Origin of the sequence: Moraxella sp. Pampa (assembly GCF_035181385.1) — a bacterium.
In the GTDB taxonomy this organism is placed as follows: domain Bacteria; phylum Pseudomonadota; class Gammaproteobacteria; order Pseudomonadales; family Moraxellaceae; genus Moraxella.
The window spans coordinates 595,901-622,858 of the sequence record NZ_JAXCJK010000001.1 but is presented as its reverse complement, the minus strand read 5'-3'; the positions used below and the strand labels follow the sequence as shown (position 1 = coordinate 622,858).

Genomic DNA, 26,958 nt, shown 5'->3' with positions numbered 1-26,958 from the left:
AAACTTTTGAGATTAAAAAAATGCTAGATTCACCAAATACATTACCTACTGTTAAAATCAGTGTGCAAGATTTTAATTTTTATTATGGTAATTTTCATGCCCTAAAAAACATCAATTTAGATATTTTAAACAAAAAAGTTACTGCTTTTATTGGACCATCTGGTTGTGGTAAATCTACTTTGCTTAGAAGTTTTAACCGTATGTATGACCTTTACAATGAAAGCCGTACAGAAGGTAAAATTTTACTTGATGGTATGAATATTTTAGATGATCATACCGATGTCAATTTACTTCGTGCCAAAGTTGGTATGGTTTTTCAAAAGCCAACTCCTTTTCCAATGTCTATTTATGACAATGTTGCCTTTGGGGTAAAACTCTACGAAAAATTAAGCAAAGATGAAATGAATGAGCGAGTTGAGTGGGCACTCAAAAAATCGGCTTTGTGGAATGAAGTGAAGGATAAGTTAAAACAATCAGGTAATTCATTGTCAGGCGGTCAGCAGCAACGGTTATGTATTGCTCGTGCAGTGGCATGCCGACCAGAGGTGTTATTGCTTGATGAACCAACCTCTGCCCTTGACCCAATATCAACAGGCTATATTGAAGAGCTGATTGGGGAATTAAAGCATGATTATACAATCGCCATTGTAACACATAATATGCAACAAGCAGCAAGAGTCTCTGACCGCACCGCTTATATGTATCTAGGTGAGCTTGTGGAAATTGGTGATACTAAAATGATGTTTAGCGAGCCTAATGTCAAAGCTACGCATGACTATATCACAGGAAAATTTGGCTAAATTTTGGCTAGATTACAAGGTGGACTTCGTTTTATAATATCTTTGTATATTATCCATAGGGAATGATGATGCCAAACATACTGGTTGTTGAGGACGAATTGCCTATCCAAAGACTGATACAGTTTGCTTTGGAGCAGGCAGGATTTGAGGTGATTTTAAGTCAAAGTGCCGAGGAGGCACAGCAAATCATCAATGATAAACTGCCTGATGTGGTGCTACTTGATTGGATGCTTGGAGGGATTTCGGGTGTAGAATTTGCCCAAGTACTACGCACAGACACACGCACCAAAGACTTACCCATCATTATGCTGACCGCACGAGGTGAGGAGGCGGATATGGAGTTGGGGTTGGGTATGGGGGCAGATGATTACATCACCAAGCCATTTAGTCCACGAGAGCTGATTGCTCGTATTAAAGCACTCTTACGCCGCCGTACACCACACAAGACCGATCATACGGTCAAGGTGGGTAAACTTGTGCTAAATCCTGTTGACCGCACTGCTGTTGTGGACGGTACGACCATTCACTTTGGACCGACCGAATTTAAACTCTTGCATTTTTTTATGACGCATACAGGACGGATTTATAGCCGTACAGAGCTGCTTGACCTTGTGTGGGGCGACCATATTTTTATTGAGGAACGCACGGTTGATGTGCATATCAGGCGGTTAAGGCGTGAGCTTGAGATAGGTGGTGTGGCTGACTATGTGCAGACAGTGCGTGGCGTAGGCTATGCTTTTGATGATAAGGGTGGTAACGCTTGATGTGGCAGTGTATTTTTGCTATTGGTTTTGCTTTGTTTGCCTTGGTATTTGGCTGTATGTTGGCAGACAAGGTGCTAGGCTTATCACTTGCGTGTGTGGTGCTGGGCTTATGGGGTGTGTATCATAGCATTAATTTATCACGCCTTAGCAAATGGTTGATGACTGACACCAAACAGCCCATTACCTTATCAGGTGGGCGTACAGGGCGTGAGTTTGGTGGCTGGCAAGTGATCTTTGATAAAATCTTTGAAAATCAAAATCGCCAAGATAGGCATAAAGAGCGACTGACTCTTGAAGTACAAAGGCTAAACCGCATCATCGCAGGTTTCCCAAGTGCGGTGATTATCCTAAATAAAAAAGGGCGGATTGAATGGCAAAACGAGAGGGCGATACAATATTTTCGCCCAGATAACCTTAAATTGTCTTTTAAAGAGCAGGTGAATGATGAGGGTTTTTCTGACTTTTTGGACAATCACCATGCTAAGCTCACCCAGCCACAAAACCCCAAACAAGACATCAAAACCAAGCTAACCTTAGGTCAAACAACGCTACAAATTACCTTAATTCCCATAGAATCAAACGCCACCATGCTCATTGCTCATGATGTCAGTGCCAACGAAAAACTAAACATTTCCAAAAATAACTTCATTGCCAATGTTAGCCATGAACTTCGCACGCCTTTGACTGTGATTCAAGGGTTTTTGGAAATGCTGAATGATCATGAGCTTGACCGTAATTTACAGCTTGAGTTTGTGGGCTTAATGCAAAAAGAATCCGCACGAATGCTTGATCTCATAGAGGGACTTTTAACACTCTCTCGCTTAGAAAATGAAGAAAAACCACCAGAGGATACTGTGCCTGTCAATCTGTCTGACATGATGATTAGTATTTATCAAGAGGCATTAATGCTTGGTAAAACACATCATATTCATGCTAACATCGCTCCTGACATCTGGGTTGATGGTATGCAAAAAGAGCTGTATAGTGTGTTTAGCAATCTCATCTTTAATGCCATTCGCCACACCGACAGTGGCACAAACATTGATATTCATCTGTCAATAGATAAAGAAATTGTCTTTTTTGTTAAGGATGATGGTGAGGGTATTGATGGCGAACATCTGGTGCATTTGACTGAGAGATTTTATCGAGTAGATAAGGGCAGAAGTCGTAAGACAGGCGGTAGTGGACTTGGGCTTGCCATCGCCAAACACGCCATTGCCCATTATGGTGGTGTGTTGCAGATTGATAGTCAAAAAAATGTCGGTAGTATTTTTAAAGTGGTGATGCCGATTAAAAATTTGCTGAACGGTCGGAGCAATTAGATTGATATTTGCCAAACTTAACTCATAAGGCTTACCAAGTGTATTTGTCTAGGTTTGACCAAAAAATGAGTAAGAAAGACAAACTGTTAAGCCTGTCTTTTTTGTTTTTTTTAGCTTGCTTGAATGTTACTTTAAAAACACCTGATACCCCAAATTGTCGGTCAGCTCTTCGCAATCATAGCCAATATCGGTCAGTGCGTCCACAATATCTTGCCCCAATTTCTCCAAAAAATGCAAAAGAGCGTTGGGGCGTTCAGGAAACACCACCCGAAACAGCTTTTCGTCCGCCAAGCGTGCGTGTCCGCCAATCAAATAGCGAATGTGCGTTTTGGCAATTTCATCGTCGGTCAAATCAAACGAAGGATAGCCTGTGTCGTTTAAGTGATTGACAATGTGCGTCCGCTCACAGGCGTCTTTTAGTGCCACGCCCACAAACACTTGGGCGACATCAGGACGGCTTTTGTCCAGTCTGTAATTAAACTCGGTAATGTTTCGCCCTTCTAATTTGCGACAAAAATCCAAAATAGAATTTGGTAGTATTTTTTTACTCTTTAAAATAAAACAAAAAAATCCTATGCGGTAGGGGGCATCTCAACAAAAAGCCCCACCACTTTGCGAGCAATGGGCATCACAACAAACACGGTCGGAAAGGCAATCGCCCAAGAAATCGCCCACGCCAAAAGCCAGCGAGAAAGTAACCCATCGTGAAAACCAACAATGCGTACAACATTGACAAGCGAAATGACCCCGCTCATCATAAGCGACAAAACAAAAGGAAAAGCAAATTTTAGGGCTTTGGCGGGTAATTTTTTCATTGTACAACCTAAAATTATTTTTATTTAATGATAATTTTGATAAATAAAAGTTTGGTTTTTATCAAAAAAGCCAATTATTTTATCACATTTTACCAAATAGACAAGCATTACTAAATATACTAAAAACCGTCTTTAAATTTTTGTAAGGCTCTACGGACTTTGTTTGGTGGGTTTGGTGGTGTTTGCATAAAAAATAAATAATTGATTTGTGATAAAAAGTGCTACTTTATACCAAAATAAGCAGTGCATTGTCAATTTTTATTGATGATGGTTTGTAGCCTGTCAATCCACGCCAAAGTTTCACTGCTTTTTTGTCGGTTGTTAATATCCTGCCAAGCGACAAAATAAATATGATTGCCAATCTGCCAAGGCGTTTTTAGGGTAATTTTGACATAATAACAATTAAGCCACCCCCACCCAAACAGATAATCAACGCGTTGAATATTATCATAATCTACGCAAATTTTTGTGCTATTTTGGGTAACCACAAGATGAGTGGGTGTATCGCTGACTGTTTCACAAAATTTTAAAATGGTTTGGTTGATGGGTAGGCCTTTTTGGATTATCAGCGTGATAAAAATCCATAAGCCCCACATTCTTAAAAACTTTTCATCTATTTGCCATAGGATATAAAAAATAATAGGCAATGCTACCCATACAAAATAACGCAAGCGATAGGCGATTTTATAAAATTTGACACAGTCGCTGGCGATGTGTTTTGGCATCACAGTGGTTTTGGTGGCGACTTTGGTGGTCTGTGATAATTGCATTGTTATCCTTATCGCTCCCTTTTATTTTTTAACAGTTTTTAAAAAACCAATGATTTGTTCAATATTCATAATAGTCAATGTGGTACTCATTATGATGAAAAAATGCCAAGTTTTAAAGAGTGCAAAAGAAAACAAAAGCGGATACAAAATATAAACCAATAAAAAGTAGGCAATCTGATTGATTTTACCATTTAAAAACAGCAAAAATATGCCAATCAATATCAATGCAATTAAAACGATACGGTCTATTGTATGATAATCACGCTTAGGGATATAATTATCCATTAGCACTATCATTATACCAACGACAAAGAGCTTAATGACAAGTTTGGCGATTTGTTTTGTTTCATTCATCTTGCAGTCTATTTTTTATTTCAAAAACACCTGATAACCCAAATTATCGCTCAAATCCTCGCATTCATAGCCAATGTGGGTGAGTGCATCCACAATCTGCCCAGATGAGCCACTCGCTTGCAAGCCCACCAACACACGCCCCTCAGCCGCTCCGTGATTGCGATAATGAAACAAGCTGATGTTAAAATCTTGTCCCAATTTTTCCAAAAAATGAAGCAGGGCGTTGGGGCGTTCTGGAAACATCACTCGAAACAGCTTTTCATCAGCCAGCCTACCGTGTCCACCAATCAAATAGCGAATGTGGGTTTTGGCGGTTTCATCGTCCGTCAAATCATAAGCCTCATAACCGCCTTCGCCCAGTCGCTTGGCAATCGTGGCACGCTCGTTTTGCCCCTCTTTTAGGGCAACACCGACAAACACTTGGGCGGTGCTTGGGTTGGTGGCGTCCAAACGGTAATTGAACTCGGTGATGTTACGCCCTTGTAACACACGACAAAAATCCAAAAATGCCCCTGTTTGTTCGGGCAATTTGACCGCAAAAATCGCCTCTTTGTTTTCGCCAATTTCGGTGCGTTCGGCCACATAACGCAAGCGGTCAAAGTTGATGTTCGCCCCTGAAATGATGGCAATGCAGTTTTTGTTTTGTAATTTGTGGCTTTTGATGAATTTTTTCATGCCTGCCACCGCCAACGCCCCTGCCGTTTCTACAATGGCACGGTTTTCCTCAAAAATGTCCTTGATGGCAGCACAAATCTCGTCATTGGTGCAGGTAACCACCTCGTTTTCTATCAATTTGCCCAAGCCGTTTGATTTGGTTAAATTGATGATTTCAAAGGGTTTTGTGCCAATTTGTGCCACCGCCACGCCATCGGCAAACAAGGACACTTGGGGCAATTTGACAGGTTTGCCATTGTCAAGGGCGACTTTAAGACAGCTTGCGCCATCAGGCTCTACCGCCACGACTTTGATGTGGGGGGCGACCGCACCCAAATACGCTGCCACCCCTGCCAAAAGTCCGCCACCGCCTGTCGCCACAAACACATATTCCACCGCACGCCACTGCTGAACCAATTCTAGCCCCACCGTGCCTTGCCCTGCAATCACAAGGGGGTCGTCATAGGGGGCGATGTAGGTCATACCGTCTTGTTGTGCCAGCGTTTGGGCAAAGCGGTTGGCATCATCAAAGCTATCGCCGTGCAAAAGCACCTGTCCGCCCAACGCCTTGACCGCTTGCACCTTGATGTCTGGGGTGGTTTTGGGCATCACAATCAAATTTTTAAGCCCCAATTTGTGTGCCGAAAACGCCACCCCTTGGGCGTGGTTGCCCGCAGACGCACAAATGACGCCTTTTGATTTTTCATCATCGCTAAGTTGGCTGATTTTGTTGTACGCCCCACGCAATTTAAAGCTAAACACAGGCTGTAAATCCTCTCGTTTGAGACGAATATCACAGCCCAGTCGCTCGCTTAATTTGTGGGCTTTGTCAAGCGGTGTGGTGTGTGCCACTTCATAAACAGTGGCTTGCAATATGGCGTGTAGGGTAGGGGTGAGCATAATTTTCCTAAATATCAATCATCAAGGCTTGGCTTGATTAGAATGGCTAACAGTGTATTTGGTTTTTGATGGTGTTTGGTTGTGATAAATCTGCCAAGCCAAAACAGTGTTGAATGTTGTACTTTTTTGAGCAACAATGATGTAAATGGCTTTTTGGTGGGTCTAGAATATTTGATAGACCCATATTGGGCTTAAATAATGGCTTGGTGTATTTTTGTGAATTTTTACAAACAAAAATTGGCTATGACAATTTGTATTTATCACAGCCAATCAATCATCACCGCAACAAATCACGCATCCAGTGCTTGCATCACATCATCGCTAAAATTGACATTGGTATAGACTTCTTGCACATCGTCCAAATCTTCAAGCATATCAATCATTTTTAGCACACGCTGGGCATCGTCAAGGTTATCAATATCGGCGGTCGTAGACGGCGACATCGTAACCTCCATACTGTCGGCTTTGAGTCCTGCATTTGCCAAAGCGTCCACCACCGCCCCAAAATCGTTGGGTTCGGTAATCACAAGTAGGCTTATCCCGTCATTTTCAATATCGCTTGCCCCAGCTTCTAAGGCAATCTCCATCACTTTGTCTTCAAGGCTTGTGTCATTAAAGACAATCTCGCCACGCTTACTAAACAAATACGCCACCGAACCACTCGTGCCAAGATTGCCACCGTGCTTACTAAATGCGTGGCGAACCTCGCCTACCGTGCGATTGACATTGTCGGTCATCGTCTCCACAATCACCGCCACACCGCCCACGCCATAGCCTTCGTAGGTGATTTCTTGGACATTGTCGCCCTCGCCACCGCCTTGCCCACGCTCAATGGCGCGCTTGATGACATCTTTGGTCATATTGGCGGCATTGGCTTTTTCTAGCACGGCACGCAGGCGGGGGTTGGCGTTGGGGTCTGGGTCGCCTGCTTTACTTGCCGAGACAATCTCACGAATGATTTTGGTAAAAATTTTGCCCTTTGCGGCGTCTTGTTTGGCTTTTCTGTGTTTGATGTTCGCCCATTTGCTATGACCTGCCATAATGCACCTATATTTTGCTAAAATAAAATAGTTTATTATACAATTTTTCAATGAATTTGCCAATATCTAAGGCACGCTGTGTTTTTATAGTCTATTTCTTCGTAATTTGGCGGTTTTGCTGTCCAAGGCTTGTTTGGCTTTTTTTTGTGTTTGATGTTCGCCCATTTGCTATGACCTGCTATAATGTTTCCTTAAAAATAAAAATTGAAACGAAATTGGTGTGTTACGCAACAGTTGTAAAATTTTTTCTATCAATATTCTGACCAAATATTTTTAGTTGTTCAATATTTTCTTTCAAAAAATCAATCATATAACGCACTTTAATTGGCAAAAGTCGTGTGGCGGTCAAAATCACAATCGGCACAGACTCACCTTGCCAGTCAGGCAGTACCTGCACAAGGTCTGTATTATTAGTGATGTTTGGTAATAATGCCAGTCCAAGTCCTTGCCTAGCAAGCCCGCCAAGCAAACGAAAACTATTGGAGTGATAGAGCATTTTGGGGTGGGTGTTTAGTGTTTTGGTACCGCAGGACAATGTCCAAGACGACACACCCATAAATGCCAATCCATAGTGCTCGGTCAGCTCATCAGGCGTTTTGGGTATGCCAAATGTGTCTAGATAACTTTGGGCAGCAAATAAATTTAAGGCGGTGTGGGTCAATGGGTGGACGATGTAATGACCTTCTTTGGGTGTGCCAGCCCGTATCACCATATCCACACCCCCTGTCAAAAGGTCAGTTTTGTGAGCAGATACATCAATATGTAGCTGAATCATGGGGTATTTTTGATGAAATTTGGGTAAAATCGTCATCAGCCAATCAGCAATTTCATTATTGACTGACAGTTTTAACACACCCTTTGGTTCTATTTTCAGGCCGTTCATCGCTTGATGGGTGCGTTCGGTTTCCTCCACAATCGCCACCGCTCGTTCAAAATAAAACTGCCCTGCTTCGGTGAGTTCCAATTTTCGTGTGGTGCGGTGAATGAGTTTTAAGCCAAGATGATTTTCTAATTCATTGATTTTGCGAGATAAAGTAGATTGTGGGATATTTAGATTTTGAGCAGTTTTGCTAAAACTTTTGTTTTTAATGACTGCTACAAATAATGCCATTTGTTCCAAATATTGCATAATGATTATTCTACATACAGATAAATATTCTTTATTATAGCCATTTATTGAATAATAAAAAAGCTTCATACCATGCCTATTCAATGATAAAATTTTTGCAAAAAATAGTTCAAATCTTAAAATACGGCTGTATTTTGATTTATGCCTATTCATTGTGCCATATATGGATAAGTTTTATCTATAATGACTATTTAATGATTAATAAAAAAACTTTATAATTCACACAATCTACAATGAATGCGAGAAGTTAAAATGCTTTATATCAGAAAGTCTTGTGAGCGTGGGCGTGCCAATCACGGCTGGCTGGACGCTCGCCACAGCTTTTCTTTTGGGCAGTATTATGACCCTGATTTTATGGGGTTTTCTGACCTAAGAGTTATCAATGAAGACCGTGTCGCACCGACAATGGGCTTTGGTACGCACCCACACAAGGATATGGAGATTTTGACCTATGTGCTGGCAGGAGCGATTACTCACAAAGACAGTATGGGTAATGTCAAAGACTTTGTGGCAGGCGAATTTCAGATAATGTCGGCAGGCACAGGTGTTACCCATTCAGAATTTAACCCAAGCGATAGCCAAACCTTGCACCTATTGCAAATTTGGATACAGCCCAATGAATTTGGCATCGCCCCCAGATACGACCAAAAACGCTTTGACGACAAACAAGGCGGTACGCTGATTTTGTCGCCCAATGGCGATGACGGCTCGTTTAAGGTCTATCAAGATGCCAAGCTGTGGCGGTATCAATACACCAAAGACGACAAAGACAATATTTTACTCAATCAAAACCGCCACTACTGGCTACAAATGGTCAAAGGCGATTTGAGCATCAATGGCAATGCCCTGCATCAAGGCGATGGCGTGGCGATGGGCGAACTTTGTGCTTGTGATGTGGTGGCAGACAGCGACTGTGAGTTTTTGTTGTTTGATTTACGCTAAATTGTTTGATTTACGCTAAATTAGGCAGTTTAAAGTCAATTAAGCGATTTAAGGCCAAATGTGATTGTTTTTAATGAAAATTGGGTTTTTGTAAATAACCGTTTATTTGTTAAAATCAATCACACAATACCCAAAAACCAAACTTTAACCGATTTTAAAGTTAATTTTTTTTAAGATTACTTTAAAGACTACTTTTTAAAGAGAGAAAAGCGATGACAAAACATATTGCTGTTTTGGTTGGTTCAAAAAGCCAAACTTCTGTCAATCAACGGCTTGCCAAGCATTTACAAAAAATTGCCCCACCGTCTTTGCAATTAACCTTGGTGGATATTGGCGATTTGCCTTTGTATGACCGTGATTTGGACACCCAAGATGTGCCTGCTTATACCCGTGTCAGAGATGCTATCAAACAAGCGGACGGTGTGATTTGGGTAACGCCAGAACACAATGGCAGTTATTCAGCGATGATAAAAAACGCCATTGATGTCATCTCTCGTCCAGCAGGTCAAAGCCTGTGGATTGGCAAACCTTTGGGGCTTGCCAGTGCCAACGCCAGCGGTAGCAACCGTGCGGTGGACGCTTTGCGTGTGATTGCCAGCGGTACTTATATCAATATGCCCGTGTGTCCGTTTGCAGGGGTGATTGGTGGTATTTTTGCAGGGGCGTTTGACGACAATGGCGAGCTTGTCAGCGAACAAGCCAAAAACACTTTGCAGGGCTTTATGAGTGCCTTTGATGAGTTTATGGCAAAATTTTAAGCGATAAAGTACTAAGTCTACCTAAAAACCACCTGCCAAATTCATTGGCTGGTGGTTTTTTTTGTGGTTTTGGGCTAAAATATGCCAACCTTAAAAAACAAGAAAATCAATGCGTTTAATCCGCCCTTATCATAAAACCCATCTCCTAAAAGAGCGTATTCATGTCATCATCGAAGGTACGGATACCAAAGGTGGCAAACTCTTTGATATTGCATTGCTTGTTGGTATTTTGGCGAGTGTGCTTATAGTCATGCTTGACAGCGTGCTTTATTTAAGATTGCAATACGGAAAGTTATTTTTATATGCAGAATGGTTTTTTACAGTTTTATTTACCATTGAATACTTATTAAGGGTGTATTCATCGCCCAATCGCAAGCGATATGTTTTATCGTTTTTTGGGGTTGTGGATTTGCTTGCTTTATTGCCAACTTATTTGAGTTTGTTTTTTGTGGGTACACAGTATCTTTTGGTAGTGCGGATTTTACGAATTTTACGAATTTTTAGGGTTTTTAAATTAAAGTCGTACATGCACCAAGCGGGTTTTTTGGCAGCTGCTTTTAAGACCTCTCAGCATAAGATTATTGTCTTTTTCCTATCGCTTTTGCTGTTGGTAACTATTTTTGGTTCGGTGCTGTACATTGTTGAGGGGCCTGAAAATGGCTTTACCAGCATTCCGTTGTCTATCTACTGGGCGATTGTTACGATGACGACCGTTGGCTATGGGGACATATCGCCAAAAACACCCATGGGGCAAGCGATTGCTAGTATGGTGATGATAGCAGGTTATGCGATTATTGCTGTACCAACAGGGGTGTTTACGGCAGAATTAACTCGTACCATGCGACCGCAATTACAACCGATCAGTTGTCCTAATTGTGGTAAATTTGGACACGCCACAGGAGCAAAGTTTTGCGACCGCTGTGGACATGATTTGCATGTCTGATGGTATGAATTGATGATAATGACAAAAAAATCAAAAAGGTTGAGCGTTATGAAAGTAACCTTGAATTGATTAAAACTTGCTAACCAGATGTTGATTAAAAAACCTTGCTCTTGTACGAGAGCAAGGTTTTTATGATGCTAATTAAAAAGCTGATTTTGATGAGTGACTTAGTCAGCTTGGCAATTTTTGTAATGATGCGATGCGATCATCAAGTGTGGGGTGGCTACGAAAAAGACTGGCAATGCTAAAACTTTGCGATTGACCGCTTGAAATTGCAAAAGCTTTCATGCTTTCTGGCATTTGATCTGGGCGAGCCTCAGCAGGGCGTAGGGCATTTAATGCAGCAATCATATTATCACGACCTGCAAGGCGTGCACCCATTTCATCGGCACGATATTCACGCAGGCGAGAAAACCACATGACAATGGCACTTGCTAAGATGCCAAGTAAAATATCCATCACGATGCTTGTAACAAAATAGCCAATGCCAGGGCTGTCGCTTTCATTGCGAAAGATGGCTCTATCCACAAAGTTGCCAATAATGCGTGCAAAAAACATCACAAAGGCATTGACCACGCCTTGAATGAGTGCAAGCGTTACCATATCGCCATTTGCTACATGACCGATTTCGTGTGCCAGTACCGCCTCAACTTCTTCGGCAGTCATGGTGTGTAGCAGTCCTGTGGATACAGCGACTAAGGCGTTGTTTTTATTCCAGCCAGTTGCAAAGGCATTTGGTTGTGGATTGTCAAAAATACCCACTTCTGGCATACCGATACCAGCTAGCGAGGCTTGTTTGGCGACAGTATCAACCAACCATTGCTCTGTGCCATTATGTGGGGTTTTAATGATGACGGTGCCTGTGGATTTTTTTGCCATCCACTTTGATAAAAATAGTGAGATGATAGAGCCAATCATGCCGTATAGTAGGCACATGACGGCAAGGCTGGTATAATTTAAGCCATTGGCACCATGTACGCCACCTAAGCCAAACACGCTTGACAAAACGCCAAATACAATACTAAATACGACCAAAACCGCTATGTTGGTTAATAAGAACAAACCAATTCGCATCATGGGCTGATTTTCCTTTTAAAAATTCGTTCAGATGAACAAGTTGTGTGGTTGAATATGTGAATGAATCAAAAGTCAGGTTTTCATAAAAAAATCTGATTAATGTCATTATGATTGATATTATAAAGATAAATCTAAAAAATAAAAGACCTTGGTCAATCATCTGCACAAAAAAAATAACAAAATCCTGTATCAATCTTGACATCTGCCAAATGGCCTTATTGCATCATCAATTGGTGGATATAGATAAAAACCAACGCAATATATGGTGATTTGTTGATATGTTTGTCTTGATGTATCTTAATTGAATAGGTAGCTTGAGCTGATGTCAATTTTATCAGTCATTTTTGAGAGTATCGGAGTTTTTGGCGGAGTGTTGGTAATGATTTGTCTTGACAGAGCTTTAATCTGCGTATCTGCATTCATTGCCAACTGATGATTTGAGCGTTTTAGGTTATTATCATTAACATACAGCGTCTGATAGCGACTATTGACCTTGCGTACATAATTGCGTGTCTCAGCAAATGGTGGAATGCCATCATGGCGACGCACATGGACATGACCTGCATTGTAGGCGGCAATAACATGGTCTTGGTTGGAAAACCTTTGACCAAGCCATGCTAAATATTTCACACCGCCTTCAATATTTTGTGCTGGGTCAAAGGTGTCATTCACACCCATGGTCTGTGCTGTGCTGGGCATGAGTTGCATTAAACCTTGTGCACCAGCAGGCGAGACGGCACGAGGATTAAATGATGATTCGGTATGAATGATTGCTTTAACAAGTGCAGGATCTACACCATGACGAGTTGCTGACTGCACAATAAGTGCGTCATAGTGGTTGTTCGTGTCATCAATATTTTGGCTATAAATGATGGGCGTTGGTGGTGTGCTGACTTTGATGTCAAAATAAATGTCGGTATCATGATGGTTGTTGCCACTGTCTTGATTCATTGTTGTTATTGTCGTTAATAGTCTGTTATCAATGATTTGGGCGGCCATCGATGAAGTAAGTACAGTCAGAAGAAGTAGTGGTAATGCAGTAACTTTTTTCATAATTATGTTTTGTTGTAATGTTGTGTCATCAATATAAAGAATGCAGAAGAAATTTTTTTTGTAAGTCATGTGTATTCAATTTTTTTGTATTATAGCACAGACTTAATGTAGACAATTCTGCTTAATTTGTTGATTATTGGTAACCATTTGGGCAAAACTTATCAGTAGTTTGGCAGCGGTGTTAAGTGTTTAGTAAGAATTGGGCTGGTGAATGATTGATAAGCTTTGGTGATGAATATGGGTATGATTTAACTAAAAACAAGGCAGGTGAGTTTTTTTTGTGATGAATTTTTTGATGTATGATTGATAAAATATTTACCAAAATAAACTGTCAATTGGCTATTTTTACTTTTTAGAAACAATGGATTGGAATAATAAAAGACGCTTATGGGCGTCTTTTATTATTTTTTTAAGGATTAGCTACTAAGGATAAGATTATTCAAAAATCTCAATGTGTGCTGCTGCACGCATCTCTTGAATCCAGTCCTCTTGAGCTTGTGGCGCAATGCGATTAAAAATCATCTCACGAGCGACATTTTTGCGATATTCTTTGGTGATATCTCGCTGACGAACATTATCTACTTTTAGAATATGCCAACCAAACTGTGAGCGAAATGGTAGTGAGTAGTTGCCTGCTTTGGTGTTTTTCATGACCGCTTCAAATTCAGGAACCATCTGACCTGTACCCACCCAGCCTAGGCTACCATACTGTTGTGCTGAACCTGTATCATCTGAATAATTGGCAGCAAGCTCGGCAAAGTTCGCGCCTCTTTGAAGTTCAGCATACAGAGCATTGATTTTTTGTTCTGCCACGGCGTTATTTTGTGTTTCATTAACACCAGCTAAGATATGGCTGGTTTGCCATTCTGAAATGAGCATACGACCTTCATTTTTTTCAACCAGCTTTAATATATCAATGCCTGTTGCGGTATTGATGCCAGTTATGCCACCTACTGGCAGTGTACTGACTTGCTCTTTGATATATTCTGGCAAAGCCTCTTGATTCACAAGACCTGTCTCGGCACCTTGTAATTTTGGTTCATAATCTTTGGTATTATTAAGTATATCATCTAGTGATTCATTATTTTGCAAGGCAACAACAACTTGCTCGACCATTTTTTGTGCTTTGTTGTCATCTTTGCCATTGGTATTGGCTTGGTAGGGTATGCGAATATGAATGAGATGATATTGAGGTTGTGTGATGTTGGCGGCCTCTGGTGAATTTAAGAAGGCTGCAACTTCTTGGTCGCTGATATGCACTCTACCAGACAACTGATGTTGCCAAAGAGCACCAATAGCGGCATCTTCGATGAGCTGATTACGCAAAGCGGCATAACTACCCTTTTGGCTATTATCTAAAACTGTTTGTAATTCTGCCAGTGAGTTAAAGCCTTGTGATTGAGCAATTTGTAGCATTTGTTGGTCAATCACCGCTTCGTTGGGCGTTACACCCATTCGATTGATGATACCAAGTTGTAATTTGCGTGTGATCAAATTGTCTAAAGCGGCACGCTGAATCTGTGCTGGCGTGGCATTAATATTGTTGGCTTGGTATTCAGCGGCAAGCCTCGTGGTTGCAGCGGTTAATTCACTTTTTAAGATGATGTCGTCATTGACCGTAGCAACAATACCATCGGTGCTTTGGGTGGTATTAATACTGGCAGTGGCAACATTCATCGTACCAAGTGTACCAATGGTCAGCAGAGCTACCAATAGAGGGTGAATCAAAAATTTACTTTGCATGAAAGTTCCTTAAAAAAATCAATGAATTTATCACTGATGAGTTGTTATTAAAAAATCGTATTAATCCATGAGGCTAAGTGTAGCATTTGCCATCTAAGTCGTCAAATACTCATCACAAAACCATCACAATCTTTTTTGTCTTATCGTTTGATTGATGAGGTTTGGCTGTTTGGTCATGGCTGAATTAAGTTGGTATTTAAGTAACCATTAATCAGTATGAATAAAAAACATTCAATATGCTTGTTGCCACGCATCTTGCGTGGTGTCATATCCAACCACCTTGTCGCTCATCAAGCGGTTTAAACGACCGCCATTAGTGATGCCATTAAGACGAATCTCTGCCATGATGGTGTTGTTGGCCTTGATATTTGGATTTAGACTGTTGCGATGACGGCGTGCATAAATAGAAAAACCATAACAACAATCTTCATAATTAATCCCAATCAGTGCATCAAGCAAACGGTTGTTGCGTTGGTCGTATTGGGCTTGACTGACGATACGCCAGTGATGATTAACTGGAAAAATTGCTGATGCGGTGTAGGCTTGTAAGGGTAATTGTCCGAGTGCACGGTTTTGTTTGCGATCAATCATGCCAATGCTGTACAAGCTTTGCTTATTTGGTTGGTAACGCAATTGGGTGATAAAATGATTTGGTTGATGATGGTGTGTGAGTGAACCGCTCGCATCTATCCATAAGCTACTCGTGGGTTGGGCACTGATTTTCCATGCCATGCCAGAGCTGTCTTTATTGTGTTGTTGATCGTCATCAATGCGAACTTTAAATTTGCTAAGATAAAATTGTTGTGCTATCCCACCATCAAAACGCACCACACCATTTTTATCCATATAACGATAACTGATGGCGGGTGTAATGGCGTGCAAATCTTGAATGCGATCATAACCTAAAAACCAAGAATCTGATAAAAGCTGATCGTAGCTGATGGCAGCAAATGAGGTTTCAAAGTTTGGAATATTGCTTTGGTCTTTATAGGGCGTATGATTGTATTTTAGGCGTGGGGATAATACCTGATGACCACCCCATGTATCATCAAACCAACCAAAAGGCGACCCTGATTTTTCAAAAAATGTCGCCATGTCTAGACTGATTTGTGGTGCAAATACCGAATATCTACCATTTGCCTTGTTAATATTTTGCATGGTCAGACTGTCTTGGTCATATGATGCGTACAGATGGTGTAGGCTAAGCTTTGGTGTAAAATAGCCCCAATCTTTTAGCATGGGATAGCTGGCAACAATCTTATTATACATTCGTATGCCACTTTTTTCGGCTTGAGATTCATCACGAATGGATTTTTTAAAATAACCCAGATTGTGTAACGCTGTGATGTCAAAGCGATCAAGCGCACTTGGGATTTTCCAGCGTTTACCTGTTTGGGTGTCTGATTTTGGCAAAGTGAAATTCACCGCAAGTTGTGGCAGGCGAGAGTACGGTTTGTCTTTGTCCTGAATGGGTGTGCCGTCATTGTGTCTGCCTTGTAGTGTTTGAAAGGTCTCTATGCGTAAATCTGCTGATAAATACTCGTTATAGTAATCAACCCCAAGACGGCGTGGCAGATTCAGCGGATTATTTTCAAGTCCCAATTTGTCAAAATCAGTCAGATAGTTGCTGTCTGAAACATGGCGATAGGTGGCATAAGCGGTAAGGTTCTTGATGTCTTTGGCGTGCCACTCATGATTAAAAAATAGATGGTGGCGGTTTTTGTTGTTTTGCTTGCGATCGTTGGGTAAATAGACGGCATCTAAAACGCCAGAACCGTATTGTTTGGTCAAATAACGAAATTTTACACCTAACATTGGATTACGGTTACTAAATATTGTAGGACTTAGTGTTGCATCAAAATTTGGTGCAAGGTTTAGATAATAAGGCGTGGTCATTTGCAGACCGTCTGATAAATTCAGTCCAATATTTGGCAGTAAAAATCCACTAACACGGCGGTCATCAATAGGAAAATTAAAATAGGGCAAATAAAAAACTGGTACATCTTTAATTTTTAGAGTGCTATTTTTAGCAATACCACGCCCTGTTTGAGTGTCAAACTCAATGCTCTTGGCATCTAGATGCCATTTGTGTTCAGTTGGTGGGCAGGTAGTAAACATGACCTCATTCATTTTGTATTGATGATCGTTCACTTTTTGCATTTGCTTGGCATAACCATGTGCACCGATGGTTGTGCTGGCAAAAGCAACATCTTGAGCATTGGCGGTTTGGGTCTTGGCATTGTAGTTAAGCTCGTTTGCCACGCCGATGATGCCCATATCGGCATTTATCTTATTGCCTGTCATGTCATTTTGATTTGGGTTTTGATTGTTGTGTATGGAATTGGCAAGGTCATTACCAAAAATCACCTGACCCTTGGCACTTGATTCACCTGTTTTTGGGTTAAAAGTAATCTTGTCTGCAGATATTTGTTGGCCATTTTGTTCTAAGATGACATTGCCAGACAGCTCGGCATATTCATCATTATCATAATAGCCATAGTCGGATTGGGCATAATAGGTATTTTTTGCTTGACTGTCTTGATTGGCTATGCCACTTGCCCCCAATTCTTTGGTGAGATTTGATTTGATTTGACTTTGGTTTGGGTGTATCCATACGCCTTGACAGCGTGCATCTGTGTTTGGTTTGGGGTGGTAATAACTTGCTAATTTTGCAAGGCTGGTGCTTTTTTGGTCGTGGTTAGTCGTGGTTTTAATGGTTTGTGCTAAGACACTGTTTGATGGCAAACTGGCACCAAATAACACCATGCAAATGCTCATGGTCAGGCATGGTTTTTTGTGTTGCATTGTGTAAATAGGGTTGCGTGGTTTTACATTCACAGCCAAGACCTTTGTTGATTTGTTATAATGATCGTTATTTTACACTATTTTTTAAAAAAAATTTTATAAGATTTTCATGTGCTTGGGGTCTGTCTTGATTTTATGTGATATTAGACCCACTGATGTTAAGAAACATGATAAAATTGGCATTAATCTGCCATTAAATCAGATCAGACCTCTTATAAAAATCGGTTTTACCCCTAAGCTTATTGGACCTAAATAAAACCAACCCATAGGTAGGTTTGGTGCTAATAGTTTTGTGGATTTTTATAATGTTGCAAGAAGTTTGTTAAATGATGATGGGCTAAATGATCACAAATTGGCTGTTTTAAGGATTATTATGATGACTAGACATGATGAAATGATGGCATTTTTAAATGCCAATCTCGCTACTGGTTTTAGGGTTGAAAGTTTGGCAGGAGACGCCAGTTTTCGCCGTTATCATCGCATTTATTTGCCTAATATGAATGATAAAGGCGAATTGGTTACTTATCTGTTGATGGACGCACCGCCCGACAAAGAAAGTGTGGTAGAGTTTGTGAAAGTGGCTAATATCATGACGATGGCGGTGAATGTGCCAGACATTATTGCACAAGATACAGCACTTGGTTTTTTACTACTGCAAGACTTTGGTACGGTAGAGTTTGCTCATCTGATTGGTGATGACGCAAACAATATCGATGCTTATTACACTCAGGCACTACAAACCCTCAAAGAACTACAAACCCTACCAATTGAGGTTGATTTGCCAGCTTATGATGATGCTAAGTTGTCCGATGAAATGGACTTGTTTGATGAGTGGTTCTTGCCTTATGTTGGTGTCAAGATGACCGATGAGGCAATGCAAATTTGGCAGGATTTTAAAAGCCATCTGCTTGATAAAATTGCCACTCAACCAAAAGTTGTTGTGCATCGGGACTATCACAGTCGCAATTTAATGGCGGACAAGGGCAGTGATGCACTTGGTGTGATTGACTTTCAAGATGCACTGATTGGTGCTTATACTTATGATTTGGTTAGCCTTGTGCGAGATGCTTATATCAATTTTGATGAGCATTGGGTTGATGCAAAAATCGGTGAATTTCATTTACTAAAAGAGCTGAGTATCAGCCTTGATGACTTTACCAAAGAGGTAAACATCATGGGTGTTCAGCGTCATTTAAAAGTTTTGGGCATATTCATTCGTCTATTGCAAAGAGATGGCAAAGATCGTTATTTGGTCAATGTGCCAAAAGTCATGCGTGATTTATTAGGCGAGCTTGATTGGCTGATTGCACACGGCGAAGTGGCGGTACAACCCTTTTATGATTGGCTCAAAACCAAGGTGTTACCATCTTATTATGCCAAATTTGGTTGATTGAAGTCATCTTGGCGATGAAAGTATCGGCCAAAAGTATTATTTTCACCTTTTTTATAAACAATTTTTTGCCAAAAAATACAAAAAAGGACAGTAAAAAATGACAAAAATTACTCAGGCAATGATTTTGGCGGCTGGCAAAGGAACTCGCATGCGTCCATTGACACTGCATACACCCAAGCCACTTGTTCTTGTGGCAGATAAGCCTCTCATTGTTTGGCACATACAACGGTTGCGTGATGCAGGAGTGACGGACATTGTCATCAATGTAGGCTATCTTGGGCAACAAATCATTCAAGCACTCACAGCAATGTCACTTGGTGTTAATTTGCACATATCTGATGAAAGCGGGCTTATTGAGCCATTAGAGACGGCGGGTGGGATTAAATACGCTTTGGCTAACGGATTGCTTGATGATGAGCCGTTCATCTTGGTTAATGGTGATGTATGGACAGAGTATGATTTTGGTCAGTTGATTAACCATGATTTGCAAGATAATCTGGCCCATTTGGTACTGGTGGACAACCCTGATTATCATCCAACTGGCGATTTTTTGTTTGATGGTAGTAGGGTGGGGCTTAAAAATGATGATTGGTCAAGCTACACATTTGCAGGTTTAAGCATATTGTCGCCAAAGATTGTTTGTGATATTACAGTAGGTGAGGTTGCTCCGCTTGCACCTTTACTCAAATCAGCGATGATGGATGATTTGGTTACTGGTGAACTAATGACTCAAAAATGGATAGATGTCGGTACGGTTGAACGCTTGGCATACATTAATGAATATGCAAAAAATATATAACAAAATCAACAACCTATAAAATATTTTAAACAGTTAGATAAAAAAGTATTTGACACCATCTTAAAAATCTATATAATACGCACCACAACAAACAAACACAGTAAAATTAATATTAGTCAAATAAATATTTAAGTTACTGCATTTGATGAGTTAAAAGAACATGGGCGGTTAGCTCAGTTGGTAGAGCGTCTGCCTTACAAGCAGAGGGTCAGCGGTTCGAATCCGTTACCGCCCACCATGTTCGCAGCGGTAGTTCAGTTGGTTAGAATACCGGCCTGTCACGCCGGGGGTCGCGGGTTCGAGTCCCGTCCGCTGCGCCATTTTTATAGTGAGCTCTTGTAGTTTCACTTTTTATCCCCAAGTCTCCCCTGTCTTGGGGTTTTTTTTATTTTAATTTTTTCATTAAAATTGCCATATGCTTAAAAGGCTTTTAAACCTCAAATAAAGACAATTGTTTTTTAAACTGCTGATATTAAACAACTAAAATTAATAAAAAACAGGGTGTCTGACCCTGTTTTTTTTATGATATATTGGGTTATGCCAAAACCGCCCCAGCTACCATGTCGTCAGGCAATAGTACAACACAAAGCTGTCCATCTTTTTCTGCAGATAAGATCATGCCTTCGCTGACACCAAATTTCATTTTGCGTGGAGCAAGATTGGTTACGCAAATCACAGTTTTACCAAGCAGTTGTTCTGGTTGATAGAATTTAGCGATGCCGCTAAACACATTGCGAGTTTTGCACTTACCATCTGTGTCTGTATCGCCCACATCAAGCGTGAACTGAAGAAGTTTGTCTGCCCCTTCTACTTTGTTGCATTCTAAGACTTTAGCGACACTCATTTTTACTTTGGCAAAGTCATCAATACTGATGAATTCATCATCACAAATCTTGTCTTGCATATTATTTGCCTTTTGGTTGCTGTTGGTTTTGCTGGTTTGTAGATTTTCCTTAGAGTCATCAATCATCGCTTGTACTTTCTTTGGATCGATGCGCTGCATTAATGGCGTAAATTCATTAATAGAATGCGTAAGAATCTCAAAGCGGGTGTTAAAATCAAGAGTTGCTACATTTAAGAATGTTTTTGATTGTTCTGCTAAAGTTGGCAGTACAGGCGATAAGTAGACCATGATTTTGTGGAATAGATTCAACCCTACCGAACAGACATTTTGAACATCAATGCTATTGGGGTTTGTTTTAGCGATTGCCCACGGTTTTTGTTCGTCAATATACTGGTTGGCGATGTCTGCCAATGCCATGATTTCACGAATGGCGGTGCTAAATTCACGATTCTCGTAGTGGGTCATGATGCTGTCGCCAGCTTGAATAAATTTATTGACAAGTTGAGGCTCGCTACATTGAGCAGACAGTTGATTATTAAATTGAGTGTTGATGAACTTGGCACAGCGACTGGCAATGTTCACAACTTTACCAACAAGATCGGAATTTATTTTGGCGATAAAATCATCAAGATTTAAATCAGAATCTTCTACTTTATCGGATAATTTTGAGGCAAAATAATAACGCAGATATTCAGGATTAAGGTGCTTTAAGTAAGTCCCAGCTTTAATGAATGTGCCACGAGATTTGCTCATTTTTTCACCATTAACGGTCAAAAAGCCATTCACAAATAAGCGAGTTGGTGTACGATAGTTTGCACCGCTCAGCATGGCAGGCCAAAACAGAGCATGGAAATAAACGATATCTTTGCCGATAAAATGATATACTTCGGCAGTACTGTCTTTACCCCAGTAATCATCAAATGCGATGTCGCTACGATTTTGTTTGATGTAATTTTCAAAACTTGCCATATAGCCAACAGGAGCATCTACCCAAACATAAAAATATTTATCATCTGTGTCTGGAATCTTAAAGCCAAAATATGGTGCATCTCGGCTGATGTCCCAGTCGGCAAGCCCTGCTTCAAACCATTCGTCTAATTTATTGGCGATGGAGATGGGCAGACGACCTTCATCTCGTGTCCATTTTTGTAAAAATTTAGTAAAGTTTGGTAGCTTGAAAAAGTAATGGTCAGATGATTTTTCTATGGGCGTTGCACCACTTAGGGTGGAGCGTGGATTGATGAGTTCGGTGGCATTATAGGTACTGCCACAAGATTCGCAAGAATCTCCATATTGATCGTCTTTTTGACACTTAGGGCAGGTGCCTTTGATGAAGCGGTCGGATAAAAACATCTGTTTTTCAGGATCAAAAAGTTGAGTAACAGGGCGAATGGAAATATTTCCTGCTTTTTTGTTGGCAAGATAAATTTCTTCTGAACGCTTGCGATTGGTTATTGAATGCGTGCTGTCATAATGATCAAAGGCAACATTAAAACCTAAAAAATCCTGTTCATGTTCCACTTGCACGCTCTTTATTTGCTCTTCTGGGTCAACGCCATTATCTTGGGCTTTGAGCATGATGGCGGTGCCATGTGCATCATCAGCACAGACATAAATTACATCATGACCCATAGCACGCATAGCACGCACCCAGATGTCGGCTTGAATATAGCCTAATAAGTGCCCCATGTGGATTGAACCATTGGCATAGGGCAGGGCATTAGTTACGAGAATTTGGCGTTTAGCTGTCATGGTGTACCTTTTTCGTGGATTTTAGATATGAATTTAATTTAAAGAATATTTATAATTTTATCGTAAATTGACCATAAAATCACGCAAAAAAATCAAGCCATATTTGATTTGGCTTGATTTTTTATCCCTATGATTCAAATGTATCTGTTGACTTATCATTTTAATCAACAAATTTTAGACCTGAATGTTTTGATGGCTGTTTTGGATCGGTTTTTGGCACGATGTCAATATTGGCATATTCATTTGGGTCAAAAAAATGTCCTTCGTTTGGGCTTTCTTTGGCATAAATACCAAGCACTGCTGGCATTGGAATCCATACATCTTGTGAAACACCACCAAAGCGTGCAGCGAATGAAATGGCGTCATTACTAATGTATAAATCTTTGGTGGCTTGATAAGACGCAGCTAATACTAGGCGTCCGTCTGTGGCATATTCTAGTGGTGCAACGACATCAGCGTGTGTTGCATCAATCATAAGATAAGCGGTCAGTTCGTTATCTTCAAGCCATTCGTGCATGGCACGGATTAGGTAGGGTCGCTTTGGGGTAAAAGACATGGCTACTCCGAGTGTTTATCAAGGTAATTGGGTAGGGATTTTAAACTGTTTTTAAAACTTGAACGGTTAAATAATCGCTTTTGGTATTCTATCAGGGGTTTACAAAGTTCAGATGGTAGCTTAATATTCATGCTAGGCAATCGCCATAATAGCGGTGCCAGCAAAACATCGCACCAGCCAAATTCATCGGACAAAAAATATTCTTGTTTGGTGAAAATTGGTGAAAGTGTGATGAGCGAATCTGATAGCGATTTTTTGGCACGCAAGGCGGATTGTTTATCAAAGCTGTCTGAGTGGGTGAGCAGGATTTTGCCAAGTCTTAACCAGTCAGATTGTAGTCGCCATGCTAATTGTCGCACATTAGCCCGCTCTTTTGGGGTGATGGGCAGTAGTTTTCCTGCACCGTGCCGTTCTTCTAAGTATTCAAAGATGACAGTTAATTCATACAGTGTAATATCACGACCAACTAAAATCGGTAAGGTGCCATAAGGATTTAATTCGGCAATCTCTTCTGGTCGTTCATCTTGAATCAATGCCAATTCATAAGAAAGCTGTTTTTCTTCCAATAATAAGCGTACCACATGGCTATCGTAGCCATCATCACCATACAGGATAAATTGTGTCGGTAGAAGATGTGAAAAATCTGCCATAGATTGCAAAAAGTTGAAAGATTGGTTGCTAGTTTAGCAAATTTTAGAGTTTATGTGTTAAAAATTATTTATTTTATTGGGGTTGATGGTGATGATTTTTTTTAAACTTGAAAAGAAAAAAGAGCCAGTGGCTACTACTGGCTCTTTTTTTATGACTTTTTATGACAAATTATTTGACATCTTTCCAAAATTCTTTGTTCAGCAGATACACTGGAATCAATAGAATGAGTAGGAATAAAATGACAAAAGCACCATAGATTTTACGATCATGACGCACAGGCTCGGCCATCCATGCCATGAAGTTGACTAAATCTCCAACTCGTGATTTATACTCTTCATCACCAAGTTCTTGTTGTAGATTGTGCAATACATGAGGCATGGCAGCATTTGCTAGTACTAGATTATTTGCACCCCAAGGACGGCTCGGATCTTCATAGAACGACAGTAGGTAGGTGTAAACCCAGTCATCGCCACGCAAGCGAGTTTCAAGCGATAAATCGGGTGGTGCAGCACCAAACCAAGCACCTTGCAGTTCAGGGTTGATGCCTGCGGTTACATGGTCGCCAATTTGGCTTGAAGTAACCATGAGGTATTTTTCCATCAATTCTGCAGGAATATCCAAATCTTTGGCAATGCGTGAATGACGCACATACTGAGCTGAATGACAGCCTACGCAGTAGTTCATGAACATTGCAGCACCACGTTGTAACGAACCTTTGTTGGTAAGGTCAATTGGGGCTTTGCTACATTCTAGCGTGGTTTTTGTGCCATCAGCTTCGGTATATTCACCACAGCCATGTCCACCACCAGCCATAGCTGGTGAGGAAACTAAGATGCTGGCACCTGCCAAAAGTAAGCCCAAACCTAGGGTTTTTAGATTAGATGCTTTCATTAGTGACCCCCTGTAACTCGTTCTGGTGGTTGTTTGCACTTCTCAATTGATGTATAGAACGGCATCAGAATGAAATACAAGAAGTATAAAATGGTACATATACGACCGATCAAAGTGCCTGTTGGTGTAGATGAAACGCCACCTAAGTAACCTAGGATTAAGAAACTCACTACAAAAATGGCCAAGGCAATCTTGGATAAGACACCTTTATATCGAATTGATTTTACAGGTGAGCGATCTAACCAAGGTAGTACAAACAAAATTGCAATTGCACCAAACATGACGATTACGCCTGGCAATGCTGAACCAAACATAGATGGTGTGGCACGAAGCATTGCATAATAAGGCATATAGTACCAAACAGGAGCAATGTGAGCAGGTGTTTTTAAAGCGTTGGCAACTTCAAAGTTTGGTTTTTCTAAGAAATAACCACCACCTTCAGGGGCGAAAAACACCACCGCAAAGAACAAAATAAAGAATACTACAATGCCAACCATGTCATGCACGGTATAGTAAGGGTGAAATGGCACCCCATCAAGTGGTACGCCGTTTTTGTCTTTTAGTTTTTTGATATCTACGCCATCTGGGTTGTTTGATCCTACATGATGTAATGCTACCAAATGCATGAATACAAGACCAACCAAGATGAGTGGAATTGCCACAACATGTAGAGCGAAGAAGCGGTTTAAAGTGATGCCTGAAATAATATAATCACCTTTCACCCATTCGCCCAGTGCATCACCGATGAATGGAATGGCAGCAGGAAGGTTAAGAATAACCTGTGCACCCCAAAAAGACATATTGCCCCAAGGTAGTAAATAGCCAAAAAAGCCTTCAGCCATTAGGCATAGATAAATCGCCATACCAATGATCCAGACCAATTCACGAGGTTTTTGGTATGAACCATACATTAATCCGCGGAACATATGCAAATATACAACCACAAAGAATGCTGATGCACCTGTTGAGTGCATATAGCGGATTAGCCAACCACCTTTAACATCACGCATGATATATTCAAGTGATGCAAACGCACCTTCTGCACTTGGATTAAACATCATGGTTAGCCAAATACCAGTGACCAATTGGTTTACTAATACAACCATTGATAACACACCAAAGAAATACCAAAAATTGAAATTCTTTGGAGCATAATACTTTGACATATGGTATTCATAAGTCTCGGTTGCTGGATAGCGTGCATCAACCCAGTTCATAAATTTCTTAGCGATGCTCATGGTTATGCCTCCCCAACAGTCAAGATTGTGCCATCAAGGCTATAATCTGGAATTGGTAGATTCAGTGGTGCAGGAACGCCACTGTATACTCGTCCAGATAGGTCATACAATGAACCGTGGCAAGGACAGAAAAAACCACCAAACCAATCTGCACCGCCTAAGTCTGCCGCACCAACTTCAGGTCTAAAAGAGGGTGCACAGCCTAGATGTGTACAAACACCTTCAACTACCAGCAAATTAGGCTGAATTGAACGAGTTTCATTTTTACAATATTCAGGCTGAATAGAGGCTTGTGATTCAGGGTCGGCAAGTTTTGGGGTAACTTTGCTTAAATTTGCCACCATTTCTTCGGTACGCTTAACGACAAAAATTGGTTTGCCACGGTATTTGATTGTGATCATTTGACCGTTTTCAATTCCACTGATGTCTTGAACGGCTGGTGCACCAGCAGCTTCTGCTTTAGCACTTGGGTACCAAGAGCGTACAAATGGGGTGGCTATCGCACCTACACCAACCGCACCGATGGCAGCGGTGGTTGCGATTAGGACTCTACGGCGTTTAATATTCACGCCTTCGGCATGGCTCATTAAAACTTCCTCCAGAATAAAGAATGGGATTGTTCCCATACTGGGTGTGTGGCTGTGATAAAACCGTTTTATCGTCGCCACATTTGCTGTGCCTATTTACTAGTTTTTAAACATGACTATTTTAAGCTATTTTTGCCATAAAATAAATTGTTCTGTTGCTATCTTGTGAAAAAAAGTCGCAAAATTTTTAATGAATTGACAAAAAAAGCTTTGTTTGTGTAAAAATAGCGTAATATCCAACCAGTCTAGTGGGAATTATCATGTTATTTATATAATATTAACTTAAAAATATATTTAATTAAACTAAAAAATAATCCAGTCATTTTAGCATAAAATTTGTCATTATTTTAAGTAACTATTACTTAATGGCCGTTTATT

At 40.6% G+C, this 26,958-nt stretch carries 24 protein-coding genes, 2 tRNA genes and 1 pseudogene; 10 read left to right on the top strand and 17 right to left on the bottom strand.

Annotated features, from left to right (window positions below):
- Positions 1-20 precede the first annotated feature (20 nt).
- The 3 genes from pstB to R0123_RS02970 all read left to right on the top strand — a co-directional run bounded on the left by pstB (position 21) and on the right by R0123_RS02970 (position 2,886).
- Positions 21-800, top strand: coding sequence for a phosphate ABC transporter ATP-binding protein PstB (gene pstB / locus R0123_RS02980; protein WP_323841840.1), 780 nt, complete (start codon positions 21-23; stop codon positions 798-800).
- 62 nt (positions 801-862) lie between these two features.
- Positions 863-1,564: a phosphate regulon transcriptional regulator PhoB gene (gene phoB, locus R0123_RS02975; RefSeq protein ID WP_323843051.1), complete on the top strand. Its 702-nt coding sequence runs from the start codon at positions 863-865 to the stop codon at positions 1,562-1,564.
- Positions 1,564-2,886 (top strand): ATP-binding protein, encoded by a 1,323-nt coding sequence (locus R0123_RS02970; RefSeq protein ID WP_323843050.1) that lies wholly within the window; start codon positions 1,564-1,566, stop codon positions 2,884-2,886. Before phoB ends, R0123_RS02970 begins: the two co-directional genes overlap by 1 nt.
- A gap of 126 nt (positions 2,887-3,012) precedes the next feature.
- On the opposite strand, the pseudogene R0123_RS02965 reads toward R0123_RS02970, so the two are convergent.
- From R0123_RS02965 to R0123_RS02935, 7 genes and pseudogenes are all read right to left on the bottom strand, one after another.
- A pseudogene (locus R0123_RS02965) lies at positions 3,013-3,414 on the bottom strand (threonine ammonia-lyase, biosynthetic); the annotation flags it as partial.
- Positions 3,415-3,458: 44 nt separating this feature from the next.
- Positions 3,459-3,701: a DUF2798 domain-containing protein gene (locus R0123_RS02960; protein WP_323841843.1), complete on the bottom strand. Its 243-nt coding sequence runs from the start codon at positions 3,699-3,701 to the stop codon at positions 3,459-3,461.
- A 251-nt stretch (positions 3,702-3,952) separates the two neighbouring features.
- Positions 3,953-4,471, bottom strand: coding sequence for a hypothetical protein (locus tag R0123_RS02955; protein WP_323843049.1), 519 nt, complete (start codon positions 4,469-4,471; stop codon positions 3,953-3,955).
- A gap of 21 nt (positions 4,472-4,492) precedes the next feature.
- Positions 4,493-4,825 (bottom strand): hypothetical protein, encoded by a 333-nt coding sequence (locus R0123_RS02950; protein ID WP_323843048.1) that lies wholly within the window; start codon positions 4,823-4,825, stop codon positions 4,493-4,495.
- A gap of 15 nt (positions 4,826-4,840) precedes the next feature.
- Positions 4,841-6,379, bottom strand: a complete 1,539-nt coding sequence (gene ilvA, locus R0123_RS02945) for a threonine ammonia-lyase, biosynthetic (protein WP_323843047.1) — start codon at positions 6,377-6,379, stop codon at positions 4,841-4,843.
- Between the two features lie 290 nt (positions 6,380-6,669).
- Positions 6,670-7,419 carry a YebC/PmpR family DNA-binding transcriptional regulator gene (locus R0123_RS02940; RefSeq protein WP_323841847.1) on the bottom strand — a complete coding sequence of 250 codons (750 nt, stop codon included), beginning with the start codon at positions 7,417-7,419 and terminating at the stop codon, positions 6,670-6,672.
- 223 nt (positions 7,420-7,642) lie between these two features.
- On the bottom strand, positions 7,643-8,548 hold the full coding sequence (locus R0123_RS02935; protein WP_323841848.1) for a LysR family transcriptional regulator: 906 nt from the start codon (positions 8,546-8,548) through the stop codon (positions 7,643-7,645).
- A gap of 252 nt (positions 8,549-8,800) precedes the next feature.
- On the opposite strand from R0123_RS02935, the gene R0123_RS02930 reads away from it, so the two are divergent.
- The 3 genes from R0123_RS02930 (at position 8,801) to R0123_RS02920 (ending at position 11,191) form a co-directional block, all read left to right on the top strand.
- Positions 8,801-9,490, top strand: coding sequence for a pirin family protein (locus R0123_RS02930; protein ID WP_323843046.1), 690 nt, complete (start codon positions 8,801-8,803; stop codon positions 9,488-9,490).
- Positions 9,491-9,702: 212 nt separating this feature from the next.
- Positions 9,703-10,248 carry an NADPH-dependent FMN reductase gene (locus tag R0123_RS02925; protein ID WP_323843045.1) on the top strand — a complete coding sequence of 182 codons (546 nt, stop codon included), beginning with the start codon at positions 9,703-9,705 and terminating at the stop codon, positions 10,246-10,248.
- A gap of 109 nt (positions 10,249-10,357) precedes the next feature.
- Positions 10,358-11,191, top strand: a complete 834-nt coding sequence (locus tag R0123_RS02920; protein WP_323843044.1) for an ion transporter — start codon at positions 10,358-10,360, stop codon at positions 11,189-11,191.
- Positions 11,192-11,362: 171 nt separating this feature from the next.
- Here R0123_RS02920 and htpX read toward each other — a convergent pair whose 3' ends face one another.
- From htpX to R0123_RS02900, 4 genes are all read right to left on the bottom strand, one after another.
- The gene (gene htpX, locus R0123_RS02915; RefSeq protein WP_323843043.1) at positions 11,363-12,268 is read right to left on the bottom strand and encodes a protease HtpX; all 906 of its coding nucleotides are present in this window, start codon (positions 12,266-12,268) and stop codon (positions 11,363-11,365) included.
- Between the two features lie 297 nt (positions 12,269-12,565).
- Positions 12,566-13,321: a lytic transglycosylase domain-containing protein gene (locus R0123_RS02910; protein ID WP_323843042.1), complete on the bottom strand. Its 756-nt coding sequence runs from the start codon at positions 13,319-13,321 to the stop codon at positions 12,566-12,568.
- Between the two features lie 435 nt (positions 13,322-13,756).
- A complete protein-coding gene (locus R0123_RS02905; protein WP_323843041.1) occupies positions 13,757-15,064 on the bottom strand; it encodes a peptidylprolyl isomerase in 1,308 nt (435 codons plus the stop codon).
- A 231-nt stretch (positions 15,065-15,295) separates the two neighbouring features.
- Positions 15,296-17,842: an LPS-assembly protein LptD gene (locus tag R0123_RS02900; RefSeq protein ID WP_323843040.1), complete on the bottom strand. Its 2,547-nt coding sequence runs from the start codon at positions 17,840-17,842 to the stop codon at positions 15,296-15,298.
- Positions 17,843-18,242: 400 nt separating this feature from the next.
- Here R0123_RS02900 and R0123_RS02895 point away from each other — a divergent pair, with 400 nt between their 5' ends.
- The 4 genes from R0123_RS02895 (at position 18,243) to R0123_RS02880 (ending at position 20,381) form a co-directional block, all read left to right on the top strand.
- Positions 18,243-19,259, top strand: coding sequence for an aminoglycoside phosphotransferase family protein (locus R0123_RS02895; RefSeq protein ID WP_323843039.1), 1,017 nt, complete (start codon positions 18,243-18,245; stop codon positions 19,257-19,259).
- A 100-nt stretch (positions 19,260-19,359) separates the two neighbouring features.
- Complete coding sequence (gene murU, locus R0123_RS02890; RefSeq protein WP_323843038.1) at positions 19,360-20,061, top strand: N-acetylmuramate alpha-1-phosphate uridylyltransferase MurU; 702 nt, start codon at positions 19,360-19,362, stop codon at positions 20,059-20,061.
- A gap of 162 nt (positions 20,062-20,223) precedes the next feature.
- Positions 20,224-20,299 (top strand) — tRNA-Val (locus tag R0123_RS02885).
- Between the two features lie 5 nt (positions 20,300-20,304).
- A tRNA-Asp gene (locus R0123_RS02880) sits at positions 20,305-20,381 on the top strand.
- A gap of 215 nt (positions 20,382-20,596) precedes the next feature.
- Here the strand turns inward: R0123_RS02880 and metG are convergent.
- From metG to petA, 6 genes are all read right to left on the bottom strand, one after another.
- A complete protein-coding gene (gene metG / locus R0123_RS02875; protein WP_323843037.1) occupies positions 20,597-22,657 on the bottom strand; it encodes a methionine--tRNA ligase in 2,061 nt (686 codons plus the stop codon).
- A gap of 160 nt (positions 22,658-22,817) precedes the next feature.
- Positions 22,818-23,213 (bottom strand): stringent starvation protein B, encoded by a 396-nt coding sequence (locus R0123_RS02870; RefSeq protein ID WP_323843036.1) that lies wholly within the window; start codon positions 23,211-23,213, stop codon positions 22,818-22,820.
- 2 nt (positions 23,214-23,215) lie between these two features.
- The gene (locus R0123_RS02865) at positions 23,216-23,863 is read right to left on the bottom strand and encodes a glutathione S-transferase N-terminal domain-containing protein (protein WP_323843035.1); all 648 of its coding nucleotides are present in this window, start codon (positions 23,861-23,863) and stop codon (positions 23,216-23,218) included.
- A gap of 169 nt (positions 23,864-24,032) precedes the next feature.
- Positions 24,033-24,755, bottom strand: a complete 723-nt coding sequence (locus tag R0123_RS02860) for a cytochrome c1 (RefSeq protein ID WP_323842563.1) — start codon at positions 24,753-24,755, stop codon at positions 24,033-24,035.
- The gene (locus tag R0123_RS02855) at positions 24,755-25,972 is read right to left on the bottom strand and encodes a cytochrome bc complex cytochrome b subunit (RefSeq protein WP_323842570.1); all 1,218 of its coding nucleotides are present in this window, start codon (positions 25,970-25,972) and stop codon (positions 24,755-24,757) included. The genes R0123_RS02860 and R0123_RS02855 overlap by 1 nt, the downstream gene beginning before the upstream one ends.
- Before the next feature lie 23 nt (positions 25,973-25,995).
- Positions 25,996-26,580: a ubiquinol-cytochrome c reductase iron-sulfur subunit gene (petA, locus tag R0123_RS02850; protein ID WP_323842562.1), complete on the bottom strand. Its 585-nt coding sequence runs from the start codon at positions 26,578-26,580 to the stop codon at positions 25,996-25,998.
- Positions 26,581-26,958 lie beyond the last annotated feature (378 nt).